The sequence below is a fragment of the Microbacterium sp. CIAB417 genome (assembly GCF_022788845.1).
In genome coordinates this window covers 14,618-34,069 of record NZ_JAHZUT010000012.1, presented here as the reverse complement: position 1 = coordinate 34,069, position 19,452 = coordinate 14,618, and the positions used below count along the sequence as shown (strand labels likewise).

The following is a 19,452-nucleotide window of genomic DNA, read 5'->3' as shown; positions in this document are numbered from 1 at the left end:
CTATTGTCTCGCGGGGCGCGGTCCGCTCGTGACGAGCCGGTTCCACAGCGTCGCCCACTGTTCGCCGCCGACGTCGCGCGGCAGTGCGGTGCGGGCGACGCCGGCATCGCTCAGGGCGCGCTGGACCGATGACGGCGGATGCCCGGTGCCGCGCAGGATCTGCTGCATGCCGCTGCCTCGGCCGCGGAAGACCGCGGCGATGAAGGCCTCGTAGCGACGTCGATCCCGTGGTGCGACCAGAGGCCTCGGACGGCGCGACACGACCAGGACGCCGCCGTCGACGGCGGGCATCGGACGGAAGTGCCGGGCCGCCACCCGGTCGTGCAGCCCGAACGTGAACCACGGCGCGGCCTGAGCGGTCATCATCGTGGCACCGCCGACGCCGGCGCGCTTGCGCGCCACCTCCCACTGGGTCAGCAGCACGGCCTCGCTCCATGTGCCGTGGCTCAGCATCCGCCGCAGGATGGGCGTCGTGAGATGGAACGGGATGTTCCCGACGACGACGGGGCGGTCCAGGGGCTCGTGCAATGCGTCCGCGACGTGCACGGATGCCGAGGGCAGCCGTGATCGGAGCCGTGACACCCGGCGGGCGTCGATGTCGATGGCCCGCACATCGCGGCCCAGCCGCACGAGATGATCCGTGAGCGCGCCGTCGCCGGCGCCGAGCTCGAGGATCGGCCCCTCGGTCCGGGCGACGAGGACCGCGATGCGCTGGAGGGTGGGGCGATGGATGAGGAAGTTCTGGCCGAGTTCGTGACGGCCACCGGTGTGGGAATGAGGTCGCATGAGTGCGCTCCGTTCGAAGGAAGGGAGCACCCGTGAGCGGGCGTGCGAGAGCACGGCGGACGCGCTTCCGGGTGCAGGACATCCGGGAACGACGCGCAGAGGCGTTCAGGTGACCGTCGACGCGCCGTCAGGCGCGGCGGTCACGGAAGGTGAAGCAGGGCGCGTCGAACGTCGCGCCGGAAATGATCAAACCCATGCCGGACAGTCTAGCCGGGCGTGTCGCGCAGGGCGAGCCGGCGGCGCAGAGCCTCCCACGCGGCCACGCCGAGCTCGGCATCGGCTGCCGGCGTCCCGCCCCTGGCCATCCGCTGCCCTCCGGACGCCGGGGTCTCGCCGGGCAGGACGACCCGGTGGCCGGCCCGCGGATGCCGCAGCACCGTCGTCTCCCTTCCCGCCGCGCTCCGGCGTGCGGCGATCTCGTCCGAGGCACGCGTGCTCGGCCAGACGCGATCATCCGCGCCCGCGACGAGCACGACGTCGCCGGTGATCCTCTCCACCGGGATGGCGGCGGCGTTCGCCGCGTCCGGATCCCGGTCGAGGCTCTCCTCGTACAGGCCGCGGAACTCGGGCGGATCCGTGTCGGCCGTCCAGTCCTCGGCGAACGGCACCCACGGCAGCGGGGTGCCGTTCTCGGTCCAGTGCGACGACCAGGTCCCCTCGTGGATGCCCGGCCACACCACGCTGGTCGGCGCGATGGCGATCACGACGTCGACGGCTGTCCGCGTCGCGGTCAGCAGCGCCGCCTCGGCACCGAACGAGGTGCCGATCACGGCCACGCGGTCGCAGGATGCGCGCAGCAGCGCGACCTCGTCGAGGAACAGCTCCAGCGGCACCTCGTGCGGCACCGGTCGCTGGTCCACGCCCCCGAACCAGCGGATCGCGTGCGCGAGCGCGCCGTGCCGCGCGAACAGGTCGGCCCGCTCGACCTCCAGGCGTCCGCTGGATCCGGCGAGCACGAGGACTCCGGTCCGCGCGGGGTGCGCGAGCGCGGCAACATGTCTGTCCTGCGTGCTCACTCCGGTCATGAGTCCGGTCCTTCCGCGACGGGCGCGATCTTCCGGGGTCGCCCCGGTTCGCGGTCCCTTCCTGTGTCCGTGTCGTCGCTCAGCGAGGCGATCATGCTTTTCAGTGCCGAGTACGCCGCAGTCTGCTCTGTTGCCGTCATCCCGCCCAGCATTTTGACCTCGACGGCGCGGACGGCGGTGCTCACCTCCTTCAGCCGTTGCCTGCCGAGAGTCGTGAGTTCCGCAGGCAGCACCCTCCCCATTCTCGACTCGGCGGGTCGCGTGACGGACCCGTCCTGTTCGAGCGACTGCAGCAGAACGTTCATCGACTGGCGCGTCACGAACGCTCCTCTGGCGAGCTCGGAGTTCGAGGAGCCCGGTCGCTGTGCCAGGAGCTCGAGGCAGGCATAGTGGGTCACAGACATTCCGAACGGCCGCAGCGCGGCATCCATAGCCGAGCGGAGGGCGCTGGATGCCTCTTTCAGCAGGTAGGCGAGGGATGTCTCGAGTTCGATGACGTCTTGACTCATGTCAGAATTCTGACATACAGTTAATGTCAGTTGTTTGACATTAAGGAGAGGCATGTCCGTCACAGGTCCCGATTTCATCTCCCTCCAGGTGCGTGATCTCGTCGCGTCGAAGGCGTTCTACGAGCAGTACCTCGGACTTGTGCCCGCGGAGGCCGGGCCGCCGCGGGCTGTCGTCTTCGACACTGCCCCGATCGCCTTCGCACTGCGAGAGCTCACGCCGGAAACCGACCTCGCGACGGCTGCCCGTCCGGGCATCGGGGCAGCGATCTGGCTCCACGCCGATGACGCTCAATCGATCCACGACGCTCTCGCCGACGCTGGCCACGCGATCGTGTCGGGGCCGGTCGACGGTCCGTTCGGGCGCACCTTCACGTTCGCTGATCTTGACGGCTATCACCTCACGATCCACGACCGGGCTTAGGAGTGATCGGATCGATGCTCAGTTCCTGAAGCGTCGAAGGGTTGGCAGGGATCCATCAGTCACGCGCGGCGAGCCATTCAGCGAAGGTCTGCTCGCCTCGTAGAGCGTCCGGCCCCGGCAGTGCCAGCCCTGCACGCATCCCTGCCATCTGCTTGGTCGGTACGGACAGCGAGGGGATCCACCCGCGGTGGCCGGACGCTCGTCCATACGCGCGGATCATGTCGCTCAGGGACTCCTCCCGTGGGCCAGCCAGGTCGCGCGCGCGGGCCTGTGCCGTACCCGATGCGAGCGCTGCGAGGCGCGTGCCGACCTCGGCGGCGGCGATCGGCTGTGTGCGGGCGCGCGGGGCGATATGCAGCGGTCCGATCCTCGCGCTTTCGAACATCTGCGCGGCGAACTCGTGGAACTGGGTTGCCCGCTGGATCGTCCAGGGCGTGCGGGATCGCTCCACGACTTTCTCCTGGGCGAGCTTGCCGGCGTAGTAGTCGTAGGGGATGCGGTCGACCCCGACGATCGAGAGGAGCACGACGTGGGCGACCTCGGCGGCGGCCGCCCCAGCCAGGAGGTTGCCCGTCGCGGTCGTGAAGAACTCGATGGCCTCGTTTGCCTTCAAGGTGGCCACGTTCGCCACGTCGATGACGGCATGGACGCCCTCCAGCGCCGCATCAAGGCCTTCTCCGGTAAGCAGGTCTACGCCGCGCGACCGGCTCAGCACCACCGCCTGATGTCCTTCGGCGCGAACGGCGTCAGCCGCGTGGCGGCCGACGATCCCTGTTCCTCCGGCGATTGCGATCCTCATGCGCCCATGGTGGCACATGCCGGAAGCGGACTCAGTTCCAGCCGTCCGGGTTGTGCAGGACCTCGATCCGGATGCCGTTGTCCTCCTCGAGGAACGACGCGTAGTAGCTCTTCGTGAAGCGGGGATACTCCTTGGGCTCGCGAACCGCGGTCCATCCCGCGTCGAGGGCGAGGGCATGCAGGCGGTCGACCTCATCCCGTGAGTCCACCGCGAACGCCAGGTGCTGCCAGCCGACACGGCCGTGCTCGTGCGGACCCGTTCCGGCGGCGCGCGCAGGGTCGAGCAGGATCTCGGGCTGCCCAGGGCAGCACCAGTAGGCGAGATCCTCCTCGTCGTGGGCTCGCGTGTAGCCCAGCGCGTGCAGCACCGGGTGGAACTGCGCCGACGCCGCCGGGACGTCGTCGACGGTGATGCCGAGATGATCGAGTTTCGCCATGCGCCCCAGTGTGCCAGGGTGCTCGGACGAGTCGTTCAGTGCGGGGCGTGGTACTCGGCTTCGCCGCGCTTCCAGTAGCCCTTCACGACGGCGTGCGCCGTGTCGACGCCCCACCGCTCCAGCAGGGCGCGACCCGGCTTGACGATGGACTGCTCGGCGGCGATGAAGACGAAGGGATGCTCGCCCACGGCATCCGCCGTCCCCAGCGACTCGACGAAGGCGATCAGCGCGGAGCCCGACGGCGCATCGCCTCGGTGCAACCACTCGACCGGGACAGGGGCGTCGATCGGGATCTCGCCCTCGGCGCCGCGGACCTCGATCACGATGCGCGCCGGCGCGTCGCCGATCTGCGCGGCGAAGCGCCGGATCGCGGGGATCGCGGTCTCGTCCCCGACGAGCAGCCAGCTGCCCGGTGTCCCGGTCAGCACCGCGGATCCGCGCGGTCCGCCGATGCCGATCCGCGCGCCGAGGGGTGCGTTCGCCGCCCACGGCGCGGCCACTCCCTCGTCCCCGTGCACGGCGAACTCGACCTCGAGCCAGTCCTCTCCCCACGACAGCGGCGTGTATTCGCGACTCGGCGATGCGCGCAGCTCTTCGACGGTGTCCGGGATCTCGGCGGGGAAGAACAGCCGCATGTGATCGTCCGCGCCGGGGGAGTCGAAGCCGGCGAGGTCCTCGCCCTCGAGCCGCACGCGCACGTAATCCGGAGCGAGCTGCTCACGGCCGGCCAGTGTGACGGTGCGGAAGCGCAACTCGTTCATGCGGCGCTCGATCGTGAAGGGGGAGTTCGACGAGGTCATGAAGTTAGGTTAGCCTACCTCTGAGCAGGTGAGGTTTGCCTTACCTTGTTTTGACCCCTTGTATCCGATCCCCAGGGAGAACCATGTCATCGCGACGCTCGATCGCCGCAGCATCCTTCGTCCTCGTCTCCGCGCTCGCCCTCGCCGGCTGCGCGGGAGCCGACCCCGCTCCTGCCGCCGACGAGGAATCCGCCGAGACGGCGACCGTCTCGTACTCCTGGGAGCGCAACACGGCCGGCGAGGACGAGGAGCCGGAGTTCGTGACGGAGACCGTGGAGGTCCCGAAGAACCCGGAGAAGATCGTGGCGTTCGAGATGGCCACCGTCGACACGGTCGGCGCGCTCGGCGGCGAGATCGCGGGTGCGCCGCTGGACTCCGTCCCCGAGTACCTGCAGGACAGCCTGGCCGAGGACGCTTTCAACGCCGGCACGCTGTTCGAGGCCGATCTCATCGAGATCGAGGCGCAGCAGCCCGACCTCATCATCATCGGCGGCCGCTCCTCCGGACTCTACGAGGACCTCAGCCAGATCGCTCCGACGATCGATCTCGGGATCAACGGCAGCTACCTCGACACGCTCGAGCGCAACGTGACCTTCCTCGGCGAGGTGCTCGGCGCCGAGGACGAGGCCGAGGCCGCACTGGCCGACCTCGAGACGGGCATCGACGAGGCCAAGAAGGCCACCGCGGCGGCGGGCGACGGACTCGCCGTGATGGTCTCCGGCGGTGAGCTCAACGCCATGGCGCCGGCCGGCACCGAAGCGGGCAGCTCCAACGTGCGCGGCGGGCTCGTCTACGACGTGTTCGGCGTCGAGCCGGTCGTCGACGACATCGCCTCCGCGACACACGGCGAGCCGGTCTCGTTCGAGTTCCTCCTCGAGATCGACCCCGCGACGCTCTGGGTCGTCGACCGGGATGCCGCGACCGGCGAGGCCGAGGCGGGGGCCGCGGCGCAGGTCCTGGACAACGACATCGTGAAGCAGACCACGGCGTACCAGAACGACGCGATCGTGTACCTCGACCCGGTGCCGTGGTACATCGTCTACGGGGGCATCGAGACCACGCAGCTGCTCATCGACGACGTCCTGCAGATCGCGGAGTGAACGCCGCAGCACTCGCGTGACCGTCGCAGCCACCGCTTCGACGAGCACTCCCGCCCCCGCGCGCCGGCGCCGCTGGGCGGGGGTGCTCATCGGCGTGCTCCTCGTCCTCCTCGCCGTCGCGAGTCTGTTGATCGGCGTGTCCGACGTCTCACCCGTCACGCTCTTCGGCGAGGCGACGGACGGCACGGCATCCTTCCTGCTGCTCGTCAGCCGCATCCCGCGCACCGTGGCCGCGATCCTCGTCGGCGCGTCCCTCGGCATCGCCGGGCTCATCATGCAGATGATCGTGCGCAACCGGTTCGTCGAACCCGGCACGACCGGGGTGAGCGAGTTCGCCACGCTCGGGATGCTCGTGACGATCGTGTTCTTCCCGACGATGGCGGTCGTCGGGAAGATGGGCGTCGCCGCCGTGTTCGGCCTCGCCGGCACCTGGGTGTTCCTCCGTGTCGTGCGTGCGATCCCGGTGCGACAGCTCGTGCTCGTGCCGCTGGTGGGCATCATGCTCGGCGGCGTCGTCGCCTCGGTGACGACGTTCTTCGCCTACCGCCTGGACCTCCTGCAGTCGCTCGGCCAGTGGTCCCAGGGGAGCTTCGCGACGATCATGCAGGGCCGCTACGAGTTCCTCTGGATCGCGGCGGTCATGGTCGGGATCGCGTGGGTCGCCGCCGACCGCTTCAGCGTGATCGGCCTCGGTGAGGAGTTCGCCACGAACCTCGGGCTGGACTATCGCCGCGTCGTGGCGGTCGGCATGGTGATCATCGCGGTCATCACGGCCGCCGTCCTCGTCACCGCCGGGATGATCCCGTTCCTCGGCCTCGTCGTCCCCAACATCGTCAGCCTCATCATCGGAGACAACGTGCGCCGCTCGATCCCGTGGGTCGCCGGTCTCGGAGCGGTGTTCGTCCTGGCGTGCGACATCATCGCCCGCGTCGTGCGCTTCCCGTATGAGATCCCTCTGTCGGTGATCGTCGGGATGATCGGCGCTGCGCTGTTCCTCTGGCTGCTGCTGCGAAGGAGGAGCCGTGCGCACTGAGACCCTCGCGCCGCGGAGGACGGCATCGGCATCCGCGTTGACCCGGCCGGCCGTGCGCCTGTGCATCCTCGCGGTCGTCGTCCTGATCCTGCTCGCGGTGTATCTGCTGACGGACGTCCCCGGCTCGCTCGGGTTCGCCCTGCGCATCCGCGGGCTGAGCGTCCTCGCGATGCTCGTCGTCGCCGTCGCCGTGGGTGTCTCGACGGTGGTCTTCCACACGATCACGCAGAACCGCATCCTGACGCCGTCGATCATGGGCTTCGACGCGTTCTACGTGCTGATCGCGACCACCATCGTGTTCTTCTTCGGGTCGGCGTCCTTCCTGCGCGCGAACGAGCTGCTGCTGTGGACCGTCCAGGTCGTCGTCATGGTCGCGTTCAGCGTCTTCCTGTTCACCTGGATGTTCGGCGGCAGGCGCCGCTCGCTGCACCTGATGCTGCTCGTGGGCATCGTGCTGGGGACGTTCTTCCGCAGCCTGTCGGAGTGGATGCAGCGGATGCTGGATCCCCTGGACTTCCAGGTGCTGTCGGACGCCATGTTCGCGTCGCTGACACGGCCGGATCCGATGCTGCTGCTGTTCACCGGGCTGCTGGTGGCCGGATCCTGCGCCGCGATGATCCCGCTCGTGCGTCGGCTGGACGTCCTGACGCTGGGCGAACCGGCCGCGATCGGACTCGGCATCGATCACCGGCGGCTCGTCATGCTGCTGTTCACCCTGGTGTCCGTCATGATCGCGGCATCCACCGCCCTGGTCGGCCCGATCCTCTTCTTCGGCCTCATCGTGGCGAACCTCGCGTATTCGTGGGCGGGCACGTTCCGTCATGCGTGGACGCTGCCGACCGCGGCGCTGCTCGGGATGCTGTGCCTGCTCGGCGGCCAGGTGGTCCTGGAGCGGGTCTTCGGCTTCGGCGGCAGCCTCTCGATGATCATCGAGTTCGCCGGCGGACTCTTCTTCCTCTTCCTCGTCCTCAGAAAGGGGGCGCGATGATCGCGCTCGAGAATGTCACCAAGCGGTACGGACGAAGCGTCGTGCTCGACGACGTCTCCGTCGAGTTCGGCGCCGAGGGCGTCACGGCGCTGATCGGACCCAACGGTGCAGGCAAGTCCACGCTGTTCGGACTCATCGGCCGTCTGATCGCTCCCGACGCGGGCCGGATCTCGGTCGACGGGGCGGACGTCGCGACCGCTCCGTCGAGCGAGCTCGCGAAGGTGCTCGCCGTGCTCCGCCAGGACAACCACATCGCCGCGCGTCTCACGGTGCACGACCTCGTGGAGTTCGGCCGATTCCCGCATTCGAAGGGACGCTTCACCGTCGAGGACCGCGACCACATCGATCGCGCGATCGACTACCTCGATCTCGGGGCGTTCCGCGAGCGGTTCCTGGACGAGCTGTCCGGCGGCCAGCGCCAGCGCGCGTTCATCGCGATGGTGCTGGCGCAGGACACCCGCTACGTGCTGCTCGACGAGCCGCTCAACAACCTCGATCTCCGTCATGCCGCGGAGATCATGCAGCTGATCCGGCGGATGGCCGACGAACTCGGCAAGAGGGTGATCGTCGTGCTGCACGACATCAACGTCGCCGGGCATCACGCCGACCGGATCGTGGCGATGCGGGGAGGGCGCATCGTCGCCGACGCGGCACCCGGGGACATCGTGCGCCCCGACGTGCTGCAGGCGATCTACGAGCACCCGGTCGATGTCCGGATGATCGACGGCCGCCCGATCGCGTTGACGTTCTGAACCGCCAGGCCGCTCAGACCTCGATGCCGTGGGTCTCGTCGCCCACGCCGGTGTTGTTGTCGCCCTTGCGCGACTCCACCAGCAGGAGCCATCCGATCGACACGATCGCCGCCAGGAGGATGCCGAGCCACACGTTCTGCAGCACCAGACCCACCACGATGCCGATCACGAGCAGCAGGGTCGTGCCGCCCAGCCAGGTCCATCGCTGCTTCTTCGACGCCGCCATGCCCCCAGCCTAGAGCGCGCTCGTCGGTCTGTCAGCGGGCGCCGCGGCGCTCCTGCGCGGAGAGGCGCGGCGGCCGGATGCGGTGACGAAGGCGAACAGGACCACCATGACGGCGACCCCGACCCACATCGACTGCTGCCAGCCCGCGATGAAGGCCTCCTGGGCAGCGCGGATGAGACCCTGCGCGTCCGCGTCCGCACCCGCGGCGGCGATCACGTTCGCGACGCCTTCGCGTGCGGCCTCGGCGGTGCCCGCGGGCACATCCGCGAGCTGCGGTTCGATCGCGCTGCGATAGCCCGACGCGAGTGAGGCGCCCAGCACCGCGATGCCCAGAGCCGCTCCGAGTTCGCGGGTGACATCGTTCAGCGCCGAGGCGAGGCCCTGATGCTCGCGTGGGAGCGCCCCGGTGATGGCCTCTGTGGCCGGGGTCATGGCGATGCCCATGCCCACGCCCATGACGAGCAGTCCGGGCAGAACGGGGAGGTATCCTCCGTCGACCGACACCAGAGCGGCCAGCAGCAGCAGTCCGCCCGCGAACAGGGCGATGCCGATGAGCAGCGTGCTCCTGATTCCCAACGGGGCCGACACTCTCGGCGCGAGTCCGGCGGCCAGCATCATCACCATCGCCATCGGCATCATCCCCAGCGTCGCGCCCAACCCGGACCAGCCGAGCACGGTCTGGAAGTACGGCAGGAGGACGATGAGGACGCCGCCCTGCACCGCGAACGCCGCCAGCAGCGAGACGGATCCGGTCGACAGTCGCGGCGAGCGGAACAGGCGCAGGTCCAGCAGCGGGCCTCGAGAACGCAGTTGCCACGGTATGAAGATCATCAGCGCGATTCCCGCGCTGATGATCGCGGTGAGGCTGAGGGGCGTCGTCCACCCGTGGACCGGACCCTCATGCAGGGCCGTGATCACCCCGACGACACCGACCGCCGACGTGATCGAGCCGACGACGTCGAACCCGTGCGCGGGAACATCGCGCGTGTTCGGCACGGACAGGAGAGCGATCACGAAGGCCACCGCGGCCAGTGTCACGGGCAGGACGAACAGCCAGCGCCAGCTTCCGAGATCGACGAGCACGGCGGAGAGGAACATCCCCAGCATCCCGCCTCCTCCTCCCACGGCTGACCAGACGCCGATGCCTTTCGCGCGTTCGGCTTCCGGGAAGGTCGAGGTGATCACGGCGAGCGTGATCGGCATGATGATGGCCGCGCCGATGCCGCTCACCACGCGTGCGGCCAGGAGCACCTCGGCCGACGGGGCCAGCGCGCCGAGCACGTTCGCCGCGGCGAAGGCCGCGAGACCGACGAGCAGCATGGGCTTGCGCCCCCACCGGTCGCCCGCGGCACCGAGTGGCAGCAGAAGAGCGGCGAGCGTCAGCGTGTACGCATTGATGATCCACAGGACCGTGGTCTGCGAGGCGTCGAGCTCCACCGCGACCTGCGGCTGGGCGACGTTGAGTCCGGACACGGAGGCGACCACAGCCATGAGAGCGGCGCACACGGCGAGCAGGATGCGCTGCCGGCGGCCCGAGTCCTCGACGGTCTCTGCCGCGGCGCGCCCGTCAGCCACGGCGGCCCACCCAGATGGTGCGGGCGCTCGTGACGACGAGGTCGTCGCGCCTCGCCAGCGAGCCGGCGTCGTCGTCATCGAGGAGGCGGTCGATGCTCTCCGCATCGGCCGACCCGATCATCGCGCCGAGGTGTGCGCGCACAGTGGCGAAGATCCGGCGCGCGTAGCCGCGCGCCTCCGCGGAGACGGCTTCGCGCCGGTAGGTGAACGTGCGCCGCTCCACGTCGACGAATCCCGCCTCCTCGAGAGCCGAGGTCCAATCGGGATGCGCGTTCCATCCGCGCTCGCGCATGGCGTCATGGCACCTCTGCTCGAGGCCGGGACGGCCGAAACCCAGGTCCGAGGGCAGGAAGCGCGGGAGCCCGTCCATCTCGGTCACGGCCAGCACTCCGTCGACCGCGAGAGCCGCGTGCGCCCGGCGCAGGACGAGTCCGGGATTGCTCATGTGGTGAAGCGAGGATGCCGCCCAGACGAGATCGAAGGAGCCCATCTCGGGCCACTCCGTGTCGGCGTCGGCGTGCACGGTGGCGACCCGGCGATCGAGACCGGCGCGAGCGACAGCATCCTGCAGATGCGACAGCATGTCCGTCGAGCGGTCCAGGGCGATCACGGAGGCCTCGGGGAAGAAGCGTGCCAGCGCTATTGCTCCCGTGCCGCTGCCCGCACCGAGGTCCAGTGCGCGTGCCGGCGCGGTGGTGAGGCGATCGTCGATCCAGCTCAACAGCTCGTCGAGGTGGCCGACGACGAGCGCGTCGAGGTCGAGGACGTCGGCGTGACCGGCGCCGTGGCCGTGGTCCCGTGCGGAAGCGGCGTGGTCATGGTGGTGACCGTGCGTGTGTGTCTCAGGCATGGAAGAACGGTAGCGCGCAGATGCGTTAAGCGCATACCATATTGCCTATGGAGCAAAAGTTGGATCTGGATCGCGTCGTCCGACAGCGCATCCGCGCGTTGCGGCTGGGCAAGGGATGGACATTGGACGCTTTGGCGCGACAATGTCACCTGAGCCCGTCGAACCTCAGCCGGATCGAGACCGGCGAGCGTCGCATCGCGCTCGACCAGCTCGTCCCGATCGCGCGAGCGCTGGGGACGACGCTGGACGAGCTGATCGAGACGGAGGACGCCGAGGACGTCGTGATCCGGCCGCATCCTTGCACGGTCGATCACGCCACCATCTGGCTGTTGTCCAACGAGCGCGCGGTGAACGGCGTGACGGTCGCGAAGATGCGCATCTCGCCGGAGCGTCCGACCGGCCAGGAGGACATGGCCGTGCACCCGGGCCGCGACTGGTTCACCGTGATCTCCGGCACCGCGCGACTCCATCTCGGCGACCGCGTCATCCTCGTGCAGGAGGGCGAGTCCGCCGAGTTCTCCACGACCACTCCGCACGTCATCGGCGCGCAGTCCGGGCCGGTGGAGATCCTGACCATCGTCACGAACGACGGAGAGCGCAGTCACCTGCCGGCCGGCACCGTGCCGCGCGCCGCGGACTGACCGTCAGTGTCGGCGGTGGTCCTGCGGGGCCAGTCGCGGTCCGCGGCGCGGTTCGCGCGGGCCGCCAGCGAGGATCAGGCGGATGACCCGGTGACGATGACCGGCCCAGGGCTCCAGCAGTTCCAGCATCCCGTCGTCGTCCACGCGGGACCCGGTCAGCGCGTAGCCGACCTGATGAGCGAGGTGGTAGTCCCCGACGCTGACGGCGTCGGGGTCCCCGAGAGCGCGGATGCGCGTCTCGGAGGCCGTCCAGGCGCCGATGCCCGGAAGGCTCGTGAGGATGCGGTCGCGGTCGGCACCCGTCGCGGCGTCGAGGACGGCCGCGGCGATGCGTCCGCCGCGCGACGCGGCCGAGGCGACGGCGCGCGACTGCGGCGGTTCGACGCCGGCGCGGTGCCACGCCCAGGAGGGGATCGCACGCCACCCGTCGATCGACGGCGGCGCGGACATCGGGCGCGGGGTGGGGCCGGGGGCGCGGTCGCCGAAGCGCGTGACGAGGACCCGCCAGGCGCCGAAGGCCTGGAAGGAGGTGACCTTCTGCTCGATGACGGCGCTGGTCAGCGCGTCGAAGACGAGATCGGTGCGGGTGAGCCGGACGGCGGCCGTGCGCCGGGCGATCTCGGCGAGCATCGGGTGCCGTGAGACGTCGAATCCGGTCGGGTCGTCCTGCGCGCCGCACAGGGCGGGCAGCTGGTCCAGGGCCCAAGCGGCACCAGGGCCCCACGCCGTCGCCCTGACCTCGCCGGACACCGAGCGCACCGCGAGCGTGGCGACTCCGTCCGGAGTGCGGCTCGCGCGCCACACGGTCGCTCCGTCGACGAGCATCGTCGGATCCTTCGGGCCGCGCATCAGCACACCGACGGTGCGGACGAGATCGAGCGGTTCCGCGGGGCGGTACGTCGCCCGCAGCGGCTCGGCCGAGAGGTGCGAGCCGGTGGCCGCGGCATCCGCTGTCAAGGTCATGCGGTCACCTTACGCGGCGTCCCTGACACCGCGCTGGCGCGCTGCCCCACGTGCATCCCGTGCATCCCGCGGGTTCTGCGCCACTTCTCGGCATATGCGCCGGAAAGTTCCTGTGGCAGACGTCGAAAGGTGTCGCAGATCCGTGGACCACAGGACCGTCGTGGGGTGCGCGGACTTCGGAGGCAGACGCCGGGCGCGACGGGGATCAGAAACGGTCGGGCGAGGGGGTGCCGTGGCCGTAGCGGATCACGACGTCGGCGTGGCGGTCGAAGCGGTAGCCCACACCGCGCACGGTGCGCACGATGTCCTCGTAACGTCCCAGCTTGGCCCGCAGACGCCGCACGTGCACGTCGATCGTGCGCTCGCCAGGGGTCTCGTCCTCGGGGGACTGCCACAGCGCGCCGACCAGCTCGGTGCGCTCGATCGTGCGTCCCTCGCGCAGCACGAGGTACTGCAGCAGCTCGAACTCCTTGTAGGTGAACGCGGCGGACTCGCCGTCGATGAGGACCCGCTTGCGGGAGATGTCGACGACGACGCCTTCGTTCTCCTCGGTGACCTCGTCCTCGGCGGCCTTGGTGCGGGCGATGGCTCCGGGCTCCTGCAGCGCGAGACGGACGACGTCCAGGTCGCGACCACCGGCCCCGTGCGGCGCGAGGGCGACGGTCGCGTGCGTCTCGGCGCCGGGGGCGAGCTCGGCGAGCGTGCGGCGCAGCGCGTCCACCAGAAGCGGGAGGCTGACACCCGCCTCGGCGGCCTTGATCTCGTCCAGCCCGACGTACAGCGCGAAGCCGCGGGGCGAACGGGTGGCGGGGAGGTCGGCGGCGACGGCGGGCGCGTCGGCCGGGCGGAGACGGGCGGTGGCGGGACGCTCGAGGGTAGCGGTGTTCGACATGATGATGAAGTCCTTGGGAGGGTGAGCCGATGCGGCTCGGATGCGTTGCGAGAATGACCTTGAGGGCCGGTGGCGAGCACGCAGGTGGATGCTCGGGGCTCAGGCGTCGCAGATCGCGAAGGCCGAGCGGGGCGCGGTGTGCTGAGGTGTCAGCTGCACATTCGGCAACACATGCCAACGCGACCGGGCATCATCATCCCGGCAGTCCCGTTCGCCTCCTGGGCGGACAAAGGGCGTGCGTTGGTGGTCATGGGGGGATTATGTCGGATCGTGTCCTCCCGTGTCAAAACGCCCCCCGCGTCCGAAGGCGGGCGTAACGTGGTGGCGTGACCGATTCGACCCTCGCAGACGGCTTCGTCCTGACCGATGAGAAGGATGCGTCGCGGTACGCCCTCCTGCGCGACGGACAGCTCGTGAGCGTGCTCGACTACCGCGACGACGGGTCGACGATCGCGCTCACACGGGCTTTCACGGTCCCGACTTTCCGCGGTCAGGGGCATGCGGCGCGGATCGTCGAGGGCGCGGTCGCCGACATCGCTTCGCGCGGTGATCGCACGGTCGACGCGGTGTGCTGGTACGTCGCCGACTGGTTCGAGGCGCATCCCGAGCACCGGGGACTGCTGCGTCGCCGGTGAGCTGCGGGCGCCTCTAGCAGGCTTCGGCCGACTGTGACGCTCTGTTACGCCGATCGCAGGATCTGAGAGGATGCCGACATGAAACTCGCCGAGGCCCTCACCGCCCGCGCCGACCTGCAGAGACGCATCGAACAGCTTCGCGACCGCATCACGGCGAACGCCCGCTATCAGGAGGGCGAGGAACCGGCCGAGGACGCCGCTGCACTCCTCGTCGAGGCCGAGGCCGCCCTGGGACAGCTGCGCGACCTCATCCGCCGCATCAACGCGACCAACGCCCGCCTCGACCTCGGGGACGGCACGATGACGGACGCCCTCGCGCGGCGGGACGTGCTGCGGCTGCAGCATTCCCTGCTGGCGGATGCCGCGGCCGCCGCATCCGGGGCGCATCAGGTCGGGCTCCGGCAGATGCGCTCCGAACTGCGCCAGATCGCGGCGCTCCCGGTGGCGCCCCTGCGGTCCGCGGCCGACGACATCGCGCAGGAGCTGCGCGAGCTCGACAACCGGATCCAGCAGGCGAACTGGACCCACGATCTGGAGGGATGACGCGGAAGTCGGTAGTCACGACGAGGCGGGCACAACCCCTGCCGGAGGGGAACATCCGGCCCATGTTCGGGTGGAGGGCAGCCCAGATCCCGCATCGCGCAGCCCCGCACGCCGCACAGGTGAACGCGCATCGCGCAGAGTGCACCACCGCGTGCCGATCGTCGTGACGAGGGTGGGTCAGGGGACCTTCCGCGAGGGGGACGGTTCGTTCCCGGGTGTACGGTTCCCGGGTGCGCGCGGCACGCCTCGTCGGCGATGTCGGTGCCCCCTCGTACCGTGAGTACATGCGAATCCTGCACACCTCCGACTGGCACATCGGCCGCACGTTCCATGGGCACTCGACCATGGACGCACTGGCCGAGGTGCTCGCCGCGCTGGTGGCGCAGGTGCGCGATCACGACGTCGACGTCGTGATCGTCGCGGGGGACGTGTTCGACTCCGCGACCCCGGCAGCTCCCGCTTACACGCTGCTCGGTGACACGCTGGTCGCGCTGAACGACCTCGGCGCCGCCGTGATCGTCACGAGCGGCAACCATGATTCCGCGGCCCGTCTCGGCTTCCAGGCCCGGCTGCTGCGCGACGGCATCCACGTCCTCACCGATCCGACCGCGATCGGGGATCCCGTCACGATCGAGGATGCCGCGGGGCCGGTGCGCTTCTTCGGCATCCCGTACCTCGAGCCCGCGATCGTCCGTCAGCACTGGCCCGACTTGCCGCTGCGTTCGCAGGCGCAGACGATGGCCCACGCGATGGACCTCGTCCGCGCGGGCATGGCGGCGCACCCGGGCCGCTCGGTCGCGATCGCGCACTGCTTCGCCGCAGGCGTCGAAGCGACCACCGGCCTGGAGCGCGAGGTGCGTCAGGGCGGGCTGGACGTCGTGCCCCTCGAGGTCCTCGACGGGCCCGACTACTTGGCTCTGGGGCACATCCACGGCCGCCAGCAGCTCAGCGATCGCGTCCGCTACGCCGGGGCTCCGCTGCACTACAGCTTCGGCGAGCAGCACAAGCCGCGCGGATCTTGGCTCGTCGACCTCGACGTCGACGGTCTGGCCGCCGTCGAGTGGCTGGAGCTGCCGGTGCCGCGGCGCCTGGTGACCCTCACCGGAGCCCTCGACGAGATCCTGTCCGACGCGAATGCCGCAGCCCACGCCGACGACTGGGTGTGCGCCGTCTACACGGATCCCCTCCCGCAGGCCGAGCCGATGCGCCGGCTCAAGGAGCGGTTCCCGTTCTGCGCCATGGTCCAGCACGACCCGGTCGACGCCCCCGCGAGCCTCGAGCAGTCGTACGCGGCTCGGCTGCGATCGGCCGTCACGGATGCCGAGCGCGTCGAGGCATTCCTCGCGCACGTCCGCGCCGGCCACGGCCCGACCGAGCGCGAGGCGGAGCTCATCCGCGAGGTGCTCGATGAGCGGGTGGCCGCAGAGGCCCTGGTCTAGTGCGCCTGCATCGCCTCGAGGTCGAGGGGTTCGGCCCGTTCCGCGAGCGGCAGACGGTCGACTTCGACGCCTTCGCCCAGGACGGGATCTTCCTCATCGCCGGACGCACCGGCGCGGGCAAGTCCAGCATCCTGGACGCGATCTGCTTCGGTCTGTACGGTGCGGTTCCCCGCTACGACGGCGGCGAGAAGCGGCTGCGCAGCGATCACTGCGAACCCGACGACCCGAGCGAGGTGGTCGTCGAGTTCAGTACGACCGCCGGGCGGTTCCGGGTGACGCGGTCGCCCGAATACCAGCGCCCGGCGAAGCGCGGCGGAGGCATGACCAAGCAGGCCTCCGCGGTGGCGCTGGACGAGTGGACCGGTGACGGGTGGGTGGGCCGCGCCGCGCGCGCGGTGGACGTCGCTCACGAGCTCGATGAGATCCTCCAGCTCAGCCAGAGCCAGTTCCTGCAGGTGATCCTGCTGGCGCAGAACCGCTTCGCCCGGTTCCTGCTCGCCGACAGCAGGGAACGTCAGGCGCTGCTGCGGCGCCTGTTCGGCACGGAGCGCTTCGAGGACATCCAGGCGCGCTTCGAGGAGCGGCGGCGGCGATCCGAGAACGATCTGAGCGCGCGGTTCGCGGCGGTCGGAGCGCGGCTCGAGCAGGCAGAGGACCTCGTGACGACCGCCGGCCTCTGGGGTTCGTCCGAGGGACGGGATGCCGAGGACGCCGACGCGGACCCCTCGTCCGGTGCCGCCGGAACCGGAACGACCGAGCAGCGGATCGACGCCCTGCGTCGCGCACTCGCGCGTGCCGGCTACCGGGCGGAGCGGGCCTCCGCGGCGCGAGACGACGCCGAACGGGCGGCGCTGGCTGCGGATGCCGCACTGACCGTCCTGCGCGAGGAGCGGACGGCGCAGCAGGAGCGGGACCGTGCCCGCGCCGCTCTCGCCCTGCTCGACGACGAGCAGCCGCAGATCGCACGCGCGAAGGAGGAGCTGGATCGGGCGCGACGCGCCGAATCGCTGCGTCCGACGATCACGGCGCTGCGCCGCGCCGACGAGGCCCGCGCTGCGGCTGCCGAGGCCGAGGTCGAGTCCAGGGCGTCCTGGGATGCACTGGGGATGCCGTGCGATCCCGTCACGGCGGAGAGCCTGGAGGAGTGGGCCGCTGAGCGCATGCGGCTGAGCGGAACGTGGGAGCGGGCGGCCGAGTACGAGCGGCAGGCCACCGCGCGGCGTGCGGAGCTCGAGGCGGCGCGGGAGCGGGTCGCGGCGGCGACGACGCGGATCGAGGCGGACGACGCCGAGCGTGCCGAGCTTCCCGCGCGACGCGTCGGTCTCATCGCCGATCGCGACGCCGCACGGCGACTCGCCGACCGCGCGGACGACCTGGCGCGCGACCGGGACCAGGCGGCGGATCGACAGGCGGCCGCCGCGGAGGCGGAGCGGCTCGCGGCCTCGCTCGCCGCCGCCGAACGTGCGTACGCCGATGCCGGAGCCGCGTTCGCCACCGCGCAGACGACTCTCGCGCAACTGCTGCAACGGCGCCTGGACGGCATGTCCGGCGAACTCGCCCAGGCGCTCGTGCCGGGGGAGGCCTGCCCGGTCTGCGGGGCGACGGAGCACCCGGCACCGGCGGCGCACACCGACCCGGTCACGGCGGAGGCGGTGGAGGCCGCCCAGCAGGAACGCGACGCTGCGGCGGCCGTCGAACGCGAGGCGGCGGAGCTCAGCGCGGCGCTCCGGGCGGAGCGCTCCGCCGCCGAGGCACGAGCGGACGGTCGCACGCCCGCTCAGGCCGAGCAGGAGCTCGCCACCGCGATCGCCGCCCATGATGCCGCCGTCGCCGCGGCCGCTCGGGCGGCCGACCTCGACGAGCGACTGGCCGCGCTCGATGCGGCCTCCGAGCAGTTGGAGCGCCGGCGCGAGGACGCCGCGACCGCGCTGGCGGTGGCCCGCGAGGAACTCGCGGTCGTCGAGGAGCGCGAGCGCGAAGCGGAGGCGCTGATCGCCGAGGCGCGCGGTGCCTTCGACTCGGTCGCGGAGCGGATGACCGAGGCGGCTGAGCAGATCAGGGCGGCACGCGCGTTCGCCGACGCGCTCGGCGAGCTCGCGCGGCGCACGGCTGCGGCCGACGCCGCGCGAGCCGAGTCCGACGCCGCCGTCGCGGACTCGGACTTCGACGATGAGACCGCGGTCGAGGCCGCCCTGCGATCCGATGCGGAGTGCGAAGCGCTCGAGGCCCGCATCAGCGCCCATGCCGTGCAGCGCGAATCGGAGAAGCGGATCCTGCTGCCTCTCGAGCTGCGAGCCCTCCCCGATCAGCCGATCGACGTCGCGCCGGCCGAGGAGGCGGCCGCAGCCGCCAGGACGGCGTGGACCGAGGCCATGGGCGCCGCGTCGGCCGCGCAGGCGACGGCGGAGCAGCTGTCCGGGCTGATCGACGCCGCGGTCGCCGAGCACGAACGCAGCGCGGCGCTGACCGAGGAGCACGAGGTGCTGCGTGGTCTTGCGGACACGATCGCCGGCCGTGCCGGCAACACGCACCGCATGACCCTGGAGACGTTCGTGCTCGCCGCCGAGCTCGAGGAGATCGTCGCGGCGGCGAACCGCCGGCTCAGCGAGATGTCGACCGGGCGGTATCAGCTGCACCACTCCGACGCGCTGGCCGCGCGAGGGGCGGCCAGCGGACTCGGCATCGTCGTGTTCGACGCGTTCACCGGGCGCACGCGACCGGCGCAGTCGCTGTCCGGAGGCGAGACCTTCCTCTCGTCGCTCGCTCTCGCGCTCGGCCTCGCCGAGGTCGTGACGGGTCGCGCCGGGGGCATCACGCTCGACACCCTCTTCATCGACGAGGGATTCGGCTCCCTTGACGCCGACACCCTCGAGGTCGCGATGAGGACCCTCGACGAACTGCGCTCCGGCGGGCGCACCGTCGGGGTCATCAGCCACGTCGAGGCGATGCAGGAGCAGATCCCCGCCCAGCTGCGTGTGGAGCAGACCGACACCGGACCGAGCCGGATCGTCCAGCCGCGCTGACGCGACCCCCGCGGGC

Annotated in this window: 21 protein-coding genes; 10 read left to right on the top strand and 11 right to left on the bottom strand. The window is 70.7% G+C overall.

Annotated elements, in window-relative coordinates; translation table 11 throughout:
- The 3 genes from erm to KYX17_RS28975 all read right to left on the bottom strand — a co-directional run bounded on the left by erm (position 1) and on the right by KYX17_RS28975 (position 2,320).
- Positions 1 to 786 (bottom strand): 23S ribosomal RNA methyltransferase Erm, encoded by a 786-nt coding sequence (erm, locus tag KYX17_RS28985; protein WP_243232766.1) that lies wholly within the window; start codon positions 784 to 786, stop codon positions 1 to 3.
- Positions 787 to 992: 206 nt separating this feature from the next.
- On the bottom strand, positions 993 to 1,811 hold the full coding sequence (locus KYX17_RS28980) for an alpha/beta fold hydrolase (RefSeq protein ID WP_243232764.1): 819 nt from the start codon (positions 1,809 to 1,811) through the stop codon (positions 993 to 995).
- A complete protein-coding gene (locus KYX17_RS28975) occupies positions 1,808 to 2,320 on the bottom strand; it encodes a MarR family winged helix-turn-helix transcriptional regulator (RefSeq protein ID WP_243232761.1) in 513 nt (170 codons plus the stop codon). The genes KYX17_RS28980 and KYX17_RS28975 overlap by 4 nt, the downstream gene beginning before the upstream one ends.
- Before the next feature lie 52 nt (positions 2,321 to 2,372).
- Here KYX17_RS28975 and KYX17_RS28970 point away from each other — a divergent pair, with 52 nt between their 5' ends.
- Entirely contained in the window at positions 2,373 to 2,741 is a 369-nt protein-coding gene (locus tag KYX17_RS28970; RefSeq protein WP_243232759.1) for a VOC family protein, read from the top strand.
- A 55-nt stretch (positions 2,742 to 2,796) separates the two neighbouring features.
- On the opposite strand, the gene KYX17_RS28965 is transcribed toward KYX17_RS28970, so the two are convergent.
- From KYX17_RS28965 to KYX17_RS28955, 3 genes are read right to left on the bottom strand one after another with little or no spacing between them, the layout of a single operon-like run.
- Positions 2,797 to 3,540: an SDR family oxidoreductase gene (locus KYX17_RS28965; protein ID WP_243232757.1), complete on the bottom strand. Its 744-nt coding sequence runs from the start codon at positions 3,538 to 3,540 to the stop codon at positions 2,797 to 2,799.
- A 31-nt stretch (positions 3,541 to 3,571) separates the two neighbouring features.
- Complete coding sequence (locus KYX17_RS28960; RefSeq protein ID WP_243232756.1) at positions 3,572 to 3,976, bottom strand: VOC family protein; 405 nt, start codon at positions 3,974 to 3,976, stop codon at positions 3,572 to 3,574.
- A gap of 35 nt (positions 3,977 to 4,011) precedes the next feature.
- Positions 4,012 to 4,776, bottom strand: coding sequence for a siderophore-interacting protein (locus KYX17_RS28955; RefSeq protein WP_243232749.1), 765 nt, complete (start codon positions 4,774 to 4,776; stop codon positions 4,012 to 4,014).
- Positions 4,777 to 4,859: 83 nt separating this feature from the next.
- Between KYX17_RS28955 and KYX17_RS28950 the strand changes: the two genes are divergently transcribed.
- Genes KYX17_RS28950 through KYX17_RS28935 form a run of 4 tightly spaced genes read left to right on the top strand, consistent with a single transcriptional unit; the run spans position 4,860 to position 8,649 of the window.
- Positions 4,860 to 5,876, top strand: a complete 1,017-nt coding sequence (locus tag KYX17_RS28950; RefSeq protein ID WP_243232748.1) for a siderophore ABC transporter substrate-binding protein — start codon at positions 4,860 to 4,862, stop codon at positions 5,874 to 5,876.
- Positions 5,877 to 5,892: 16 nt separating this feature from the next.
- Positions 5,893 to 6,909 carry an ABC transporter permease gene (locus tag KYX17_RS28945; protein WP_243232747.1) on the top strand — a complete coding sequence of 339 codons (1,017 nt, stop codon included), beginning with the start codon at positions 5,893 to 5,895 and terminating at the stop codon, positions 6,907 to 6,909.
- Positions 6,899 to 7,897, top strand: coding sequence for an iron chelate uptake ABC transporter family permease subunit (locus tag KYX17_RS28940; RefSeq protein WP_243232746.1), 999 nt, complete (start codon positions 6,899 to 6,901; stop codon positions 7,895 to 7,897). The genes KYX17_RS28945 and KYX17_RS28940 overlap by 11 nt, the downstream gene beginning before the upstream one ends.
- A complete protein-coding gene (locus KYX17_RS28935) occupies positions 7,894 to 8,649 on the top strand; it encodes an ABC transporter ATP-binding protein (RefSeq protein ID WP_243232745.1) in 756 nt (251 codons plus the stop codon). Before KYX17_RS28940 ends, KYX17_RS28935 begins: the two co-directional genes overlap by 4 nt.
- Before the next feature lie 13 nt (positions 8,650 to 8,662).
- On the opposite strand, the gene KYX17_RS28930 is transcribed toward KYX17_RS28935, so the two are convergent.
- From KYX17_RS28930 to KYX17_RS28920, 3 genes are read right to left on the bottom strand one after another with little or no spacing between them, the layout of a single operon-like run.
- Positions 8,663 to 8,875, bottom strand: a complete 213-nt coding sequence (locus KYX17_RS28930; protein WP_243232743.1) for a hypothetical protein — start codon at positions 8,873 to 8,875, stop codon at positions 8,663 to 8,665.
- A 9-nt stretch (positions 8,876 to 8,884) separates the two neighbouring features.
- On the bottom strand, positions 8,885 to 10,450 hold the full coding sequence (locus KYX17_RS28925) for an MFS transporter (RefSeq protein ID WP_243232741.1): 1,566 nt from the start codon (positions 10,448 to 10,450) through the stop codon (positions 8,885 to 8,887).
- Positions 10,443 to 11,300: a trans-aconitate 2-methyltransferase gene (locus KYX17_RS28920; RefSeq protein ID WP_243232739.1), complete on the bottom strand. Its 858-nt coding sequence runs from the start codon at positions 11,298 to 11,300 to the stop codon at positions 10,443 to 10,445. Before KYX17_RS28920 ends, KYX17_RS28925 begins: the two co-directional genes overlap by 8 nt.
- Before the next feature lie 47 nt (positions 11,301 to 11,347).
- On the opposite strand from KYX17_RS28920, the gene KYX17_RS28915 reads away from it, so the two are divergent.
- A complete protein-coding gene (locus KYX17_RS28915; protein ID WP_243232737.1) occupies positions 11,348 to 11,941 on the top strand; it encodes a helix-turn-helix domain-containing protein in 594 nt (197 codons plus the stop codon).
- 3 nt (positions 11,942 to 11,944) lie between these two features.
- On the opposite strand, the gene KYX17_RS28910 is transcribed toward KYX17_RS28915, so the two are convergent.
- Positions 11,945 to 12,904: a DNA-3-methyladenine glycosylase gene (locus KYX17_RS28910; RefSeq protein WP_243232735.1), complete on the bottom strand. Its 960-nt coding sequence runs from the start codon at positions 12,902 to 12,904 to the stop codon at positions 11,945 to 11,947.
- A 205-nt stretch (positions 12,905 to 13,109) separates the two neighbouring features.
- Positions 13,110 to 13,796 carry a winged helix-turn-helix domain-containing protein gene (locus KYX17_RS28905; RefSeq protein WP_243232733.1) on the bottom strand — a complete coding sequence of 229 codons (687 nt, stop codon included), beginning with the start codon at positions 13,794 to 13,796 and terminating at the stop codon, positions 13,110 to 13,112.
- A gap of 326 nt (positions 13,797 to 14,122) precedes the next feature.
- Here KYX17_RS28905 and KYX17_RS28900 point away from each other — a divergent pair, with 326 nt between their 5' ends.
- From KYX17_RS28900 to KYX17_RS28885, 4 genes are all read left to right on the top strand, one after another.
- Positions 14,123 to 14,431: a GNAT family N-acetyltransferase gene (locus KYX17_RS28900; RefSeq protein ID WP_243232731.1), complete on the top strand. Its 309-nt coding sequence runs from the start codon at positions 14,123 to 14,125 to the stop codon at positions 14,429 to 14,431.
- 78 nt (positions 14,432 to 14,509) lie between these two features.
- Positions 14,510 to 14,974 carry a DIP1984 family protein gene (locus KYX17_RS28895; protein ID WP_243232729.1) on the top strand — a complete coding sequence of 155 codons (465 nt, stop codon included), beginning with the start codon at positions 14,510 to 14,512 and terminating at the stop codon, positions 14,972 to 14,974.
- A 284-nt stretch (positions 14,975 to 15,258) separates the two neighbouring features.
- Positions 15,259 to 16,413, top strand: coding sequence for an exonuclease SbcCD subunit D (locus KYX17_RS28890; RefSeq protein WP_243232727.1), 1,155 nt, complete (start codon positions 15,259 to 15,261; stop codon positions 16,411 to 16,413).
- A complete protein-coding gene (locus KYX17_RS28885) occupies positions 16,413 to 19,436 on the top strand; it encodes an AAA family ATPase (protein ID WP_243232725.1) in 3,024 nt (1,007 codons plus the stop codon). Before KYX17_RS28890 ends, KYX17_RS28885 begins: the two co-directional genes overlap by 1 nt.
- Positions 19,437 to 19,452 lie beyond the last annotated feature (16 nt).

Coding starts and splice junctions, on each gene's coding strand:
- erm (WP_243232766.1), bottom strand. CDS start 786: ATGCGACCTCATTCCCACACCGGTGGCCGTCACGAACTCGGCCAGAAC.
- KYX17_RS28915 (WP_243232737.1), top strand. CDS start 11,348: ATGGAGCAAAAGTTGGATCTGGATCGCGTCGTCCGACAGCGCATCCGC.
- KYX17_RS28965 (WP_243232757.1), bottom strand. CDS start 3,540: ATGAGGATCGCAATCGCCGGAGGAACAGGGATCGTCGGCCGCCACGCG.
- KYX17_RS28955 (WP_243232749.1), bottom strand. CDS start 4,776: ATGACCTCGTCGAACTCCCCCTTCACGATCGAGCGCCGCATGAACGAG.
- KYX17_RS28950 (WP_243232748.1), top strand. CDS start 4,860: ATGTCATCGCGACGCTCGATCGCCGCAGCATCCTTCGTCCTCGTCTCC.
- KYX17_RS28910 (WP_243232735.1), bottom strand. CDS start 12,904: ATGACCTTGACAGCGGATGCCGCGGCCACCGGCTCGCACCTCTCGGCC.
- KYX17_RS28890 (WP_243232727.1), top strand. CDS start 15,259: ATGCGAATCCTGCACACCTCCGACTGGCACATCGGCCGCACGTTCCAT.
- KYX17_RS28920 (WP_243232739.1), bottom strand. CDS start 11,300: ATGCCTGAGACACACACGCACGGTCACCACCATGACCACGCCGCTTCC.
- KYX17_RS28930 (WP_243232743.1), bottom strand. CDS start 8,875: ATGGCGGCGTCGAAGAAGCAGCGATGGACCTGGCTGGGCGGCACGACC.
- KYX17_RS28935 (WP_243232745.1), top strand. CDS start 7,894: ATGATCGCGCTCGAGAATGTCACCAAGCGGTACGGACGAAGCGTCGTG.
- KYX17_RS28895 (WP_243232729.1), top strand. CDS start 14,510: ATGAAACTCGCCGAGGCCCTCACCGCCCGCGCCGACCTGCAGAGACGC.
- KYX17_RS28960 (WP_243232756.1), bottom strand. CDS start 3,976: ATGGCGAAACTCGATCATCTCGGCATCACCGTCGACGACGTCCCGGCG.
- KYX17_RS28975 (WP_243232761.1), bottom strand. CDS start 2,320: ATGAGTCAAGACGTCATCGAACTCGAGACATCCCTCGCCTACCTGCTG.
- KYX17_RS28970 (WP_243232759.1), top strand. CDS start 2,373: ATGTCCGTCACAGGTCCCGATTTCATCTCCCTCCAGGTGCGTGATCTC.
- KYX17_RS28980 (WP_243232764.1), bottom strand. CDS start 1,811: ATGACCGGAGTGAGCACGCAGGACAGACATGTTGCCGCGCTCGCGCAC.
- KYX17_RS28905 (WP_243232733.1), bottom strand. CDS start 13,796: ATGTCGAACACCGCTACCCTCGAGCGTCCCGCCACCGCCCGTCTCCGC.